Genomic DNA, 12,776 nt, shown 5'->3' on the forward strand with positions numbered 1-12,776 from the left:
GCTCCTACTTGTAGGGATCCGCGGCGTCGCGGAGGCCGTCGCCGACGAAGTTCATGGCCAGTACGACGACCACGACGGCGAGACCCGGCGCGAGCAGCCAGGGGGCGGTGGCGACCGCACGGATGTTCTGCGCGCCTTCGAGCAGCACACCCCAACTGACGGCCGGTGCCTGCAGGCCCAGGCCGAGGAAGCTCAGGCTGGTCTCGCCGAGGATCATCCGCGGGACCGCCATCGACACCGACGCGATGATGTGGCTGGCGAACGACGGCACCATGTGGCCGACGATGATCCCGCCGCGACTGACCCCGTCCAGTTGCGCCGCCATCACGAAGTCCTCCTCGCGCAGGCTGAGGAACCGGCCGCGGACGTCGCGGGCCAGTCCGGTCCAGCCGATCAGCGAGAGGATCACCGTGATCGCGAAGTATCTGGTCAGTGGCCCCCAACTGTTGGGCAAGGCCGCCGACAACGCCATCCACAACGGCAGTGTCGGGATCGACATGATGAACTCGATGATGCGCTGGATCGCATTGTCGATCGGACCGCCGAAGTACCCGGAGATGCCGCCGATCAGGATGCCGAGGATGAAGCTGGCGAAGACACCGACCAGGCCGATCGACAGCGACACCCGGGCACCGTGGATCAGCCGGGACAACAGGTCGCGGCCGGACTGGTCGGCACCGAGCAGGAAGAACGGGTCGCCGGCCTTGGTCGGTCCGATCAGATGGATGTCGGACGGGATCAGGCCGAGGACCTTGTACTCGTCACCGCGGACGAACAGGCCGACGTCGACGATCTTGTTCTTGTCGACCGTGAAGGTCTGCTCGAACGTCTCCTGGTTCCGGGTGGAGGAGTACCCGTAGACGAACATGCCGTGCTCGGTGGAGATGTGCACCCGCTGCGGCGGCGCGTACGGCAGGGACGTGTGGGCCGAATCGCTGGCCGCCGGCGCGAAGAAGCCCGAGAAGACCGCGATGAAGTAGATCGGGACCAGCACGATCAGCCCGATCAACGCCAGCCTGTGCTTGCGGAACTGGCGCCACATCAGCCGCCACTGCGGCAGCGCGCCGTGGTCCCGCAGGCTCTTCACGACCTCCGGGCCGGCCTCGTGCTGTGTGTCCGGTTCGACGGTCTCTGTCTGCTGAAGCATCCGGGCCTATCCCTTCGACAGCCGGTGGCGGATCCGCGGGTCCCACCAGGCCAGTGCGAGGTCGCTGAGCATCGTGCCGATCACCGTCAGCGCGCTGAGGATGAGGACGAAGCTGCCGACCAGGTACATGTCCTGGCTCTTCACCGCGCCGAGCAGCAGCGGGCCGCTGGTCGGCAGGCTCATCACGACCGACACGATCGTCTCGCCGCTGATCAGACCGGGCAGCAACCAGCCGACCGTGCTGAAGAACGGGCTGAGCGACATCCGGACCGGGTACTTGAGCAGCAACTTCCACTCCGGCAACCCCTTGGCTCGAGCGGTCGCGACGTACGGCCTGTGCAACTCGTCGAGCAGATTGGCCCGGGTTATTCGGATCAGCCCGGCTGTGCCGGCCACGCCGACCACGACTATTGGCACCCAGAGGTGCGATATCAGGTCGAGTAGCTTGCCCAGGTTCCAGGCGGCGTCGGCGTACTCGGGTGAGAACAGTCCGCCGACGCTCTGGCCGAAGTACCGGAACCCGACGTACATCATCACCAGCGCGAGCATGAACTCCGGCACGGCCATCCCGATGAAGCCGAGGAAGGACGCAAGATAGTCACCGGGCGAGTACTGCCGCAGCGCGCTGTAGATGCCGATCGGGAACGCGATCGACCAGACGAACAGCAGACTGCCGATCGACAGCAGGATCGAGAGCAGCACCCGGTTGCCGATCAGGCTGGCCACCGACTGGTTCCAGGCGAACGACTGACCGAGGTCGCCGTGCAGGACCACGCCGGAGATCCAGGTCCAGTACTGCACCAGGAACGGTTTGTCCAAGCCGTAGTGCCGTTTGAGCTCGGCGATCTGCGAGTCCGGGATGTCCTGGCCGCGGGCCTCGGCGTTCGCGATGACCGTGGAGGTGTAGTCGCCCGGCGGCAGCTTGATGACGACGAAGGTGACGAACGAGATCGCCGCCAGGGTCACCACCATCCAGAGCAGCCGCCGGGCGAGGTAGCGCAGCATCTACTGTCCGATCGCGAACTGCTCGGGGTGGACGATGCCGGGGGCAACGGCCTCGATCATCTTCTCCGGCACGTTGTGGAAGTCGTTCTTCGCGACGCCGTAGGTGTTCGGGACGCTGCTGAGGCCGATGTAGTAGAACTGGTCGGCCGCGATCTGCAGGATCTGCTTGCCCAGTTCGAGGGTCTTCGCCGGGTCCGGCTCCTCCCGGCCCTTGGTGAACAGCTCGAGCTGCTTCTTGACCTCGGCCGGCGGCTCGACACCTTCCTCGCCGTCGGACTGGTACCACTGCGCCCAGCCGATGCCGTACCGCGCACTGCCGTCATTGGTCGGCACCCAGTAGTGGTCACCGCCGGTGCCGGTCGGCAGCACGAAGGTGCCGCCGGTCCACGTCCCGGCGTCGTGGTCGTTGGCCTTGACCCGTTCCTTGGCGAGGTCCTCGCTGACGGCCTGGGTCCGCAACTCGACGCCGACGGCACGCCAGCGCTTCTTCACGAACTCGATCGCCTCGACGTGGTCCGGGAACGACTCGCTGACCAGGACGGTCACCGACACCGGCTTGCCGTCCGCACCCAGCCGCCGGCCGTCCGCGGCCTTCTTCAGCCCGGCCTTGTCGAGGTGCTCGTTCGCCTTGGCCTCGTCGAACTCGAGGTACTGCGTGGCGAGCTGTTCGTTGTAGTACGGCGAATCCTTGGGGGGAGCGCAGTTCCACGGCTCGCCCTGACCGGCGTACACCGCGTCGATGATCTCCTTGCGGTTGATCGCGTGTGACAGGCCGATCCGGAAGTCCTTGTTCGCGAACAGCGCCCGCTTGACCGGGTTCTTGTGGGTCTGGTTGATGCCGATGATCATCGTGTTGGTCAGCTGGGTCGGCACCTCGAAGATCCGGTAGGCGCCCTTCTCCCGGTTCTGCGCCACCACCGGCTTGTTCTGCGGCGTGCCGAAGTTGCGGTACTGCATGCCGAACTCGCCGTTCATCACCTTGAGCAGCTCGACCTGCGCGTCCTGGACGACCTCGACCCGGCAGGCGTCGATGTAGGGCAGCTGCCGGCCCGCGTCGTCGACCTTCCAGTAGTACGGGTTCCGGGTCAGGGTGACCGCGGAGCCCTTGCCCAGCGGGGTGGTCACCTTCCACGGCGCGAGCGTCGGCTGGTCCGGGTTCGTCCACGGGTTCTGCTTCTGCGCGAACAGGTCGGCCCAGCTGCCGACGCCGGCCTTCTTCGCCAGCGCGTTCGCGTTCGGGTTGTACTTGAGGTGGAACTGCTGGAAGTAGTGCTTCGGCAGCAGCATCCCGTACGCGCCCTCGCGCAGGAAGATGCCGTCGGCGATCTGGATGATGAGCGACGGCTGCGGTGCGGTGTAGGTGAGTCTGACGGTCCGTTCGTCGACCTTCTCCATCTTCGCGATCTTGCCGGTGTCCGGCGAGGCGAAGGCGTCGTAGATCCCGTCCGGGTGCAGCCCGGCGTCACACTGCACCTCGAGCAGCGTGAACAGCATGTCGTCTGCGGTGCAGGGCTTGCCGTCGGACCACTTCAGGCCCTCGCGGAGGGTGAAGGTGATCACCTTGCTCTCGGCATCGACCGTGAACTCGGCGACGTTCGCTTCCATCTCGTCGTACCCGGGCTTGCCGGTCTTGTCCGGCTTCCAGCGGACCAGGGGCTCGTAGGCCAGGGCGTTCCACAGCCACTGGGTGTCCTCCTGGGTCAGCATCGCCGAGCGCCAGGTCCCGCCGTACACCGCCTTGCCGGCCAGCGGTTTGATCACCGGTGGGTTCTTCGGCAGTCGCTCGGCCAGCGGCGGCAGGGTGCCCTTGTCCACCAGGGCCTTCAGCATCGGCGACTCCTGCTCACCGGCCGCGGCCACCTGCGCACCGGCGCCCGCGGGCTTGGTGTCGAAGAAGCTGCATCCGGGCACGGTGGCCGCGACCAGCATGCCGAGACCGCCCTGCAGCACCCGTCGCCGGTCGATCTTGCGTACGTCTCCTGACATCGTCACTTTCCTCACTGCTCGACCGTGATGTTGCTGAATTGCGCGGTCCCGTAGTCCACGAGGGCGTTGTCCTCCTTGCCCCCGTCGACCGCGAAGCCGATGTAGAAGGTCCGGCTCGGCATCGCGATCCGCTCGTAGCCGAACCGGTCCCACTTGACCTTGTCGGTGGAGATGAAGGCCTCGAACTCGACCTCCCGGGCCTGCGGACGCTCGCGCCGGAGCAGCCGCAGCCAGTACTGCTGGGCCGGGTCGAGGTACTCGTCCTCGGTCCACGGCCAGGGGCCGACACTCGGCGAGGGCCCGTCGGTCTGGAACCTGATCGCCTGGGCCTTCATCCCGCCGTCATCGGTGACATTGGCAACGCCGCCGGCGTCGCCGATCGTGCCGGTACCACCGGCCACGCCGAACCCGATCCCGCCGTACATGAACGGCGCGGCCGGGTCGAGACTGTCGCGAATCATCAGCCCGGCCGTGAGTCCGTTGGCCACCTTGGCGAGCTTGTCCAGCCGGGCGGTGATCTGGGAGACCGATCCGGCGCCGCCGACCTGGAGCTTGCGGTAGACGTAGTGGAAGTTGCTGGTCCGGCCGAGGATCCGGCCGGAGCCCTTCACCGTCAGGATCCCGCCGTCGAGGCTGGCCGATCCTGGCACCGGCGGCTTGCCGACGGCCGCCGACGTCCAGCCGGTCGTGCCGGCCTGCAGGTTCACGTGCACCGGCACCTGGGTCGACTGGGTCGCCGTACCGTTGCGGTCGGTCGCCCGGGCGGTGAGCCAGTAGGAGCCGTCGGCAACGTTCTTCCACTCGATCCGGTACGGCGCTCCGGTCGCCGTACCGATCAACTGGTCGCCGGCGAAGAACTCGACCTTGGCCAGCTGACCGCCCTTGTCCGCGGCCGCGTCGGCCTCGACCGTCACGGTGGGCGCGGTCCGACCGGGAATCGTCTGGTTGAACTTCGGGCTGGTGATCTCGACCGTCGGGTTGCCGACCGGGTCGGGGACGATCGAGTTGAGGTAGTTCTCCAGGTGGGTGTAGCCGTTCGGCGCGATCTTCTGGGCGTCCGACGGATCGTTGGGGTCGAGGCCGTTCGCCTTCTCCCACCAGTCCGGGATGCCGTCGTGGTCGGAGTCGACGGCCGCCTCGGTCTGCGTCAGCACCGGGAAGCCGCCGACCTCCTTCTGCGAGTTGATCAGCCGGCCGGTGCCGTTGCGGGCGTCGTTGACGATCCGTGCGTCGGCCGCGTCCCGCCTCGGCAGGATGGCACCGGCGTTCGCGAGGACGGCGTCGTACGCCTTGGCCGCGGACTCGGTCTCGAGCTCGTCCGCGAACGGCTGCGGCTGGGAGAGCTCGTTGATGCCGCCGATCGGGTACCGGATCCCGCGGCGGTTGTGCGCGGTGACGTCCGGATGGCCTTCGACCTGGTTGCCGGCGACGTACCACTGGCCGCCGCGGTTCGCGCTCAGGATGACCGGGGCGACCTCGGACAGCGTGGTCGGGCCGGGCTTGTAGTAGTTGCCGACGATATTGATGCCATTGGCCCATTCACCGCCGTACACCGAGGTGTAGCCGTGGTCGTAGACCAGGTTGTTGCGGTGGTCGACCTCGAGGTTGATGTTCTCGGTGTAGCCGAACCGCGGCTGCCGGCCGCCCTGGTGGGCGATCAGGTTGTGGTGGTAGGTGTTGCGTTCACCGCCCCAGATCCCGCCGTACCCATGCCGGCTCTTCGGGTGCGCGGACAGCGCGAGACCCTCGGCGATGATGCACCACTGGATGGTGACGTCGAAGTTCCCGTACGGCGACAGGCACTCGTCGACCGCCCAGCTGAACGAGCAGTGGTCGATGATCAGGTTGCGGATCTCCGGGCTGACCGAGCCGGGCACGTTGGTGTTGAACGCGTCGTCGGCGGCCGCGTTGCGATCGCCGAGCCGGAACCGCAGGTAGCGGATCACGATGTCGTGGGCACCGCCCTTGACGTTGGTGCCGCGGCCGGCCACGCAGATGCCGCCGCCGGGGGCGGTCTGGCCGGCGATGGTCAGGTTGCTGCCGGCGATGGTCAGGCCCGTCTCGAGCTCGATCGTGCCGGACACGCGGAAGACCACGGTGCGGTCCGAGCCGGAGACGGCGTCGCGGAGCGAGCCGGGGCCGGCGTCGTTGAGGTTGGTCACCTCGTAGACGGATCCGCCGCGGCCGCCTTTCGACCACTTGCCGGCACCTTCGGCGCCGGGAAAGGCCGGGAGCCGGTCCTCGGTGGTCCGGGTCTTCGCGGCCTGGGCGGGAACCGTGATGCCCAGGCCAGCGGCGGCACCGACGGCGGCGGTGGTTCCGACGAACCCGCGGCGGGTCCAGCCGGTTGATACTTCGGTCATCGTCCGTGCCTCACTTTCGGCAGGGGGCGGCTGCTGAAGCCGACCAGAATCTGAATATCTAGTCAGCTTCGAATGGAACGACGGCCTCATGGTCACGGAGGTTACGAGCCGATGTCAAGAGCATGACACCCGGTTTCCGCAATCGTTTGCAGTCTGCGCTTCTGTCGGCGGCAATCGTTTGCACTGAACCCTTGCAGGGCGCTCGCGGGCAATGGTTACCTTCATGCATGTCACTTCGCCCCATCCCCCTCGGCGCCGCGAAAATCACCGGCGGCTTCTGGCAGGAGCGTCAGGAGATCAACCGGACGTCGACGATCCCGGCCGCGGCTCGTCGCCTGGAGGACGCCGGGACGCTCCGGAACCTGCGCCGCGCCGCGGGGCACGAACCGGTCGGCGACGGGTTCGCCGGGAAGCTCTTCGCCGACACCGATGTCTACAAATGGCTCGAGGCCGTCGCCTGGGAACAGACCCGGTCACCATCGCCCGAGCTCGCGGACTGGCAGGCGGCCACAAGCTCGTTGGTCGCGGCCGCGCAGGAGCCGGACGGCTACCTGAACAGCTACGTGCGGCTCGTGCTCGGCGGCTCGAGATTCGGTGATCTGGAGAAGGGTCACGAGCTGTACTGCGCGGGCCACCTGCTGCAGGCGGCTGTCGCGCAGTCACGCGCAACCGGGGACCAGACATTGCTGGAGGTGGCGACTCGGTTCGCCGATCTGCTCTGCAAGACGTTCGGGCCCGGTCGGACCGAGGGCATCGACGGTCATCCGCTAATCGAGATGGCGCTGGTCGACTTGTACCGGGAGACTGGTACGTCGTCGTACCTCGACCTGGCCTCGTACTTCGTGGAGGCGCGTGGGCACGGGTTGCTCGAGCCGCCAGGGCACCATGGGCCGGCGTACTTCCAGGACCACCTGCCGGTGCGCGACGTACGGACGCTCGCCGGTCATGCCGTGCGGGCGTTGTATCTCGCTGCGGGGGCGACCGACGTCGCGGTCGAGACCGGCGACTCTGCCTTGCTGGATGCGCTGAAGGCGACGTGGCAGACGATGGTCGAGAGTCAGACGTATCTGACCGGCGGGGTCGGGTCGCGGTGGTACGGCGAGGCGTTCGGTGACCCGTTCGAGTTGCCGCCGGATGCGGCGTACTGCGAGACCTGCGCGGCGATCGCCAGTGTCCAGTGGAGCTGGCGACTGCTGCTCGCGACCGGCGAGAGTCAGTACGCCGACCTGATCGAACGGACCCTCTACAACGCGGTCATCTCCGGCGTCTCGTTGACCGGTCGCGAGTTCTACTACGTGAACACGTTGAGGGTGCGCCAGGGTGCGTTCGCGGATGATCAGCGGTCGGCGGTGGCGGGGCGGCAGGGGTGGTTCGGTACAGCGTGCTGCCCGCCGAACGTGATGCGCACGCTCTCGTCCCTCGACCAGATGATCGCGACCTCGGACAACGACGGGGTGCAGTTGCACCTGTATGCGCCGGCGCGGATCCAGGCTGAGGTCGGCGGTGCTCCGGTCGGGTTGGAGGTGGCGACTCGGTACCCCTGGCACGGCAGGGTGAGTGTTCGCGTGACTGAGTCCTCAGGTGAGCCCTGGACGCTGGGGCTTCGCATTCCCGCGTGGGCCGAGGACTGCACCCTGACGGTCAACGGGGTCGGGCAGCCAGTCGGTCCGCTGCGTCGAGCCTGGGCGGTCGGTGACGAGGTGGTGCTCGAGTTGCCGGTGCAGGCACGTCGTACGGTGCCGGACGATCGGGTGGACTCGGTACGCGGGTGTGTGGCGATCGAGCGTGGGCCGTTGGTGTACTGCTTCGAGCAGTTGGACCAGGACGTCGTACTCGACTCGGTGTCCGTTGCGCCTGGCTCCTTGACCGAGCGGGAACGGCCGGAGTTGCTCGGTGGGGTGACGACGGTCGAGGTGCCGGCGCGGGACGGTCAGACGTTGACTGCGATCCCCTACTACGCGTGGGCGAACCGTTCGGTCGGGCCGATGACTGTGTGGATCGATGCCCGCTAGGTCCGTCTGTGGCTCAGTCGGTCGCTCAGTCGGTTGCGAGGCGCTCGGCGACGGTGCGGTCGGTGATGAGGACGTCGACCCAGCGTCCGAGGAGGGCCGCGCGGATGGCGGCGTACTTGCGCATGCCGCCCGCGACCCCGACGCTGCGGAGGTCGTCGCTGCGCACCTGAGCCGCGGACAGCCCGAGCACCCGCTGGTCGAGCTCGGACCGGACGGGTTTGCCGTCCGCGTCGAAGAAGCGCAGGCAGATGTCGCCGACCGCGCCCTGGTCCCGCAGCACCTTCTGGTCCTGGGCGGTCATCGCGTTGCCGCTCTCCTTGAGCAGCGGCGACGGCTCCAGACTGCCGATCCCGACCAGCAGCAGGGTCAGCCTGGACCAGGCATCCATCACCTCGCTGACGACCGCGTCCTTGACCAGGGTCCGCTTCGCACTCACGCTGCCGACCAGACCGGGCACCGGCAGCAGCACCGGCGCGGCGCCGGTCAGGTCCGCCAGCCGGCCGATCAGCCGCGCCGCCCTCGCCTGAGCGGCCGGATTGCCGACACCGCCGAGCACCTGGACGACCTCCTCGGCGACCTGCGTCGGCCGCGGTGTCATCGACTCGACGGTCGCCAGCAGGGTGGAACTCCACGACGAGATGCCGATCCGGTCACCGCCGGTGAGCGTGGTCTCCAGGTACACCGCGGCGGCCGCGCCCAGCGCCGGGATGATGTGCGCGTCGTCCTCACCGCTGGCGTCGACGACGATCACCTCCCGCAGCCCGTACCGCTGCTCGATCGCGTCCTCCAGCTCGGTGTGTACGCCGCTCGGCGGGATGACGACCGTACGCACGATGCCCGCCACCACGGCCTGCTTGAGCAACCGGGACACCCGCGGCTGCGAGATGTGCAACTGCGCGGCGATCTGGGGCTGACGGACGCCCTGCTCGTGGTAGAGCTTCGCGACCTTGGTCAGCAGCCGCAAATGATCAGCCGACGGCTGCCGCCGGGCAACCGGCCGCGGCCCCTGTCCCGCACTCGCCGTCGTCATGCCCAGCATGCTAACCGCATAAGAAGGAAGAGATGACGTACTACGAAGACCCCGGACCCGGGTACGGCGTCCTGCCGCCGCGCGCGGCGGTCCGCTCCGACGCACCCTCGATCAGCCTGAACGGGACCTGGCGGTTCCACTTCGCGGAATCGGTGGACGAGGCCGCTCAAGGGTTTGAACGGGAGGACTTCGACGACTCCGAGTGGCCGGTCATCCCGGTGCCGTCGAGCTGGCCGATGCATGGCTTCGGGCGGCCGTCGTACACGAACCAGCCGTATCCGTTCCCGGTCGATCCGCCGTACGTCCCCTCCGAGAACCCAACCGGCGACCATCGACTTGTGTTCTCGGTGCCGACAGGGTGGGAGGGGCCTTCGGTACTGCGCTTCGACGGGGTCGACTCGTGTGCGCGGGTGTGGCTGAACGGCGTGGAGCTCGGGGTGACGCGTGGGAGCCGGCTACCGAGTGAGTTCGACGTGTCGGCTGTGCTGCGGCCTGGGCGGAACGTGCTGGCGGTGCGGGTGCATCAGTGGTCGTCGGGGAGCTATCTCGAGGACCAGGACATGTGGTGGCTGCCGGGGATCTTCCGCGATGTCACGCTGCTCGCTCGACCGGCCGATGGTTTGGCTGATGTGTTCGTCCACGCGGACTACGACCATGTGACCGGCGCCGGCACGTTGCTGGTGGAGTCTGCTGCTGCAGCCGGCGCGGTCGTGCGGGTTCCTTCTCTAGGTGTCTCGGCCGGCGTTGGCGAGACGGTGACGATCCCATCCGTTGAACCGTGGTCTGCGGAGGTGCCGCGGTTGTACGACGCCGTCGTGGAAACTCCCGGTGAGACCGTGTCGCTGCGGATCGGGTTCCGGACGGTGGCGATCGTGGACGGCGTACTGACGGTCAACGGGCGGCGGGTGCTGTTCCACGGGGTCAATCGGCACGAGCACGATCCCGTGCTCGGTCGCGTCGTACCGGAGTACCGGCTGCGGCAGGAGCTGCTGGTGATGAAGCAGCACAACATCAACGCGATCCGGACCAGTCATTACCCGCCGGACTCGCGGCTGCTGGAGTTGTGCGACGAGCTCGGGTTCTGGGTGATGGACGAGTGCGACTACGAGACGCACGGGTTCTTCCTGCTGGAATGGCGTGGGAATCCGGCTGATGACCCAACCTTTGAGGCCGCGTCGCTGGATCGGATGCGTCGGTTGGTGGAGCGGGACAAGAACCATGCGTCGGTGATCATGTGGTCGCTCGGCAACGAGGCTGGGGTCGGGCGGAATCTGTCGGCGATGGCGTCCTGGACGCGTCGTCGTGATCCGTCGCGGCCGGTGCATTACGAGGGCGACCTGAGCTGTGCGGACGTGGATGTGTACAGCCGGATGTACGCCTCGCACGCCGAGGTGGAGGCGATCGGGAAGCGGGCCGAGAAGCCGCTGGACGATCCTCAGTTGGACGCGCGGCGGCGGGCGATGCCGTTCATGCTCTGCGAGTATTCACATGCCGGGGGCAACGGTCCGGGTGGCATCGCGGAATACGAAGGGCTCTTCCATCGGTACGAACGCTGCCAGGGCGGCTTCCTGTGGGAGTGGATGGAGCACGGCATCCTCCGCCCCGACGGCACCTACGCGTACGGCGGCGACTTCGGCGAAGAACTCCACGACGGCACTTATGTGTTGGACGGCCTCGTCTTCCCCGACCTCACCCCACAACCAGTCCTCCTGGAAGTCCGCAAGGCCTTCGAACCAATCCACCTGAAGCTGCCTCCTGACGTCCTCCACATCACCAACAAATACGACGTTCTCGACACAACTCACCTGTCCTTGCTCTGGGAGTTGGAGGACGAAGGCATCCTCGTCGCCCAGGGCTCCCTGGACATGCCGGTGATCGCGGCCGGCGCCGAAGCAACCGTCAAGCTGCCGGACTTCCCCGCCCCGGCCCAAAACCGCGAGCGCTGGCTGACGGTCCGGGTAGTACTAAGCGCCGACACCCCGTGGGCAAAGGCAGGCCACGAAATCGCCTTCACCCAGACCCAGCTCAAACCCACCCAGCCAGCCGAGGGCAACCCGCCCAGAAACCTCGCAGTCGAACGCACACCGGTGGCGAGTGTCGCGGCCAAAGCCACGCAGGTCGGCGTCACCACCGAAGCCGCACCGGCTAGGCACACGCCCGAAGGCACACCGCTCGGGAGCCCCGCGGCGGACGGCAACCAATTCGCCCCCACCCAGACCCAGCTCAAGCCCACCAACCCCACCCAGCCAGCCGAAGGCACATCGGTTGGCGGCACGACCCGACGCACACCAGCCGAAGGCGCGCCGGCTGGGGTCACGGCCGGAGGTGCGCCGCCCGCAAGTGCTGCGGCCTCGTCTCCTCCTCCCCTGCCTGCCGCTAGCCGGCCGGAACGGATCGGCGGCGGCGCGATCCGGCTCGGCGCTGGGCAGTTCTGTGAGCGGAGTGGGCGGTTGATCCGGGTGGATGCGTGGGATGTCGAGCACGTGCCTTTGGAACTCTGGCGGGCGCCGACCCAGCACGATGCTCGGACTTGGGATGCGACGACGTTGGACCGCAAGTCCCGCTGGGCGAATGCCGGGTTGCATCGGCTGCGGTACCGGACCGTCTCGGTGGAGCTGGACGGTGACGAGCTGGTGGTGGTGACGATGGTTGGGGCGGCCGCGACGGACGCTCGGGTGCTGACGACGTACCGGTGGACCTCGGATGGGGAGAGGCTGACCACGGACGTGGAGGTGGAGCCGGTCGGGCACTGGACGGTGCCGTGGGCTCGGGTCGGGGTGACGCTCGGGCTGCCTGCGGGCTTTCAGCAGCTCACGTGGTTCGGGCTTGGGCCGGGGCAGGCTTATCCGGACTCCCGGGCGGCAGCTCGCGTCGGGCGGTACACGTCCACCATCGACGATTTTCAGGTTCCGTACCTGTTCCCGCAGGAGAACGGCGCTCGGGGCGATGTTCGGTGGGCTGAGTTGTCGGGGACTGCCGGCAAGCTCAGGCTGAGCGGTGAGCCGCACCTATCCTTCGCAGCCCGCAGGTGGACAACGGCCGAGCTTGCGGCTGCCGGGCACCTGGAGGACCTGGTACCCGGCGACCGTGTCTGGGTCACCCTGGATGCTCTGCAGCACGGCCTCGGCAGTCCGACGAGCGGCGCGCCGATCCTCCCGCCATACGATCTGCAACCCCAGGCTCACCGCTTCCGGTTCAGCATCAGCTGAACCGGAAGGTAAGCCAGTCGTCCG

General features: G+C 67.7%; 7 protein-coding genes. 2 read left to right on the forward strand and 5 right to left on the reverse strand.

Annotated elements, in window-relative coordinates:
• Positions 1 to 4 precede the first annotated feature (4 nt).
• The 4 genes from EV652_RS35335 to EV652_RS35350 are packed head-to-tail and all read right to left on the reverse strand — an operon-like array spanning position 5 to position 6,501.
• Positions 5 to 1,147 carry an ABC transporter permease gene (locus tag EV652_RS35335; protein WP_199238587.1) on the reverse strand — a complete coding sequence of 381 codons (1,143 nt, stop codon included), beginning with the start codon at positions 1,145 to 1,147 and terminating at the stop codon, positions 5 to 7.
• A 6-nt stretch (positions 1,148 to 1,153) separates the two neighbouring features.
• Positions 1,154 to 2,152, reverse strand: coding sequence for an ABC transporter permease (locus EV652_RS35340; protein ID WP_132213664.1), 999 nt, complete (start codon positions 2,150 to 2,152; stop codon positions 1,154 to 1,156).
• On the reverse strand, positions 2,153 to 4,138 hold the full coding sequence (locus EV652_RS35345) for an ABC transporter substrate-binding protein (RefSeq protein WP_132213666.1): 1,986 nt from the start codon (positions 4,136 to 4,138) through the stop codon (positions 2,153 to 2,155).
• Positions 4,139 to 4,149: 11 nt separating this feature from the next.
• Positions 4,150 to 6,501, reverse strand: coding sequence for an Ig-like domain-containing protein (locus EV652_RS35350; RefSeq protein ID WP_158441412.1), 2,352 nt, complete (start codon positions 6,499 to 6,501; stop codon positions 4,150 to 4,152).
• 227 nt (positions 6,502 to 6,728) lie between these two features.
• On the opposite strand from EV652_RS35350, the gene EV652_RS35355 reads away from it, so the two are divergent.
• Complete coding sequence (locus EV652_RS35355; protein ID WP_199238588.1) at positions 6,729 to 8,513, forward strand: glycoside hydrolase family 127 protein; 1,785 nt, start codon at positions 6,729 to 6,731, stop codon at positions 8,511 to 8,513.
• A gap of 25 nt (positions 8,514 to 8,538) precedes the next feature.
• On the opposite strand, the gene EV652_RS35360 is transcribed toward EV652_RS35355, so the two are convergent.
• The gene (locus EV652_RS35360; protein ID WP_132213672.1) at positions 8,539 to 9,543 is read right to left on the reverse strand and encodes a sugar-binding transcriptional regulator; all 1,005 of its coding nucleotides are present in this window, start codon (positions 9,541 to 9,543) and stop codon (positions 8,539 to 8,541) included.
• Positions 9,544 to 9,575: 32 nt separating this feature from the next.
• On the opposite strand from EV652_RS35360, the gene EV652_RS35365 reads away from it, so the two are divergent.
• Positions 9,576 to 12,752: a glycoside hydrolase family 2 TIM barrel-domain containing protein gene (locus tag EV652_RS35365; RefSeq protein ID WP_132213674.1), complete on the forward strand. Its 3,177-nt coding sequence runs from the start codon at positions 9,576 to 9,578 to the stop codon at positions 12,750 to 12,752.
• Positions 12,753 to 12,776: the final 24 nt, after the last annotated feature.

The sequence above is a fragment of the Kribbella steppae genome, assembly GCF_004342025.1.
In the GTDB taxonomy this organism is placed as follows: Bacteria; Actinomycetota; Actinomycetes; order Propionibacteriales; family Kribbellaceae; genus Kribbella; species Kribbella steppae.

Excerpts from the sequence above, each read along its gene's own strand:
- EV652_RS35335 (WP_199238587.1), bottom strand. The coding sequence starts at position 1,147 with ATGCTTCAGCAGACAGAGACCGTCGAACCGGACACACAGCACGAGGCC.
- EV652_RS35340 (WP_132213664.1), bottom strand. The coding sequence starts at position 2,152 with ATGCTGCGCTACCTCGCCCGGCGGCTGCTCTGGATGGTGGTGACCCTG.
- EV652_RS35345 (WP_132213666.1), bottom strand. The coding sequence starts at position 4,138 with ATGTCAGGAGACGTACGCAAGATCGACCGGCGACGGGTGCTGCAGGGC.
- EV652_RS35350 (WP_158441412.1), bottom strand. The coding sequence starts at position 6,501 with ATGACCGAAGTATCAACCGGCTGGACCCGCCGCGGGTTCGTCGGAACC.
- EV652_RS35355 (WP_199238588.1), top strand. The coding sequence starts at position 6,729 with ATGTCACTTCGCCCCATCCCCCTCGGCGCCGCGAAAATCACCGGCGGC.
- EV652_RS35360 (WP_132213672.1), bottom strand. The coding sequence starts at position 9,543 with ATGACGACGGCGAGTGCGGGACAGGGGCCGCGGCCGGTTGCCCGGCGG.
- EV652_RS35365 (WP_132213674.1), top strand. The coding sequence starts at position 9,576 with ATGACGTACTACGAAGACCCCGGACCCGGGTACGGCGTCCTGCCGCCG.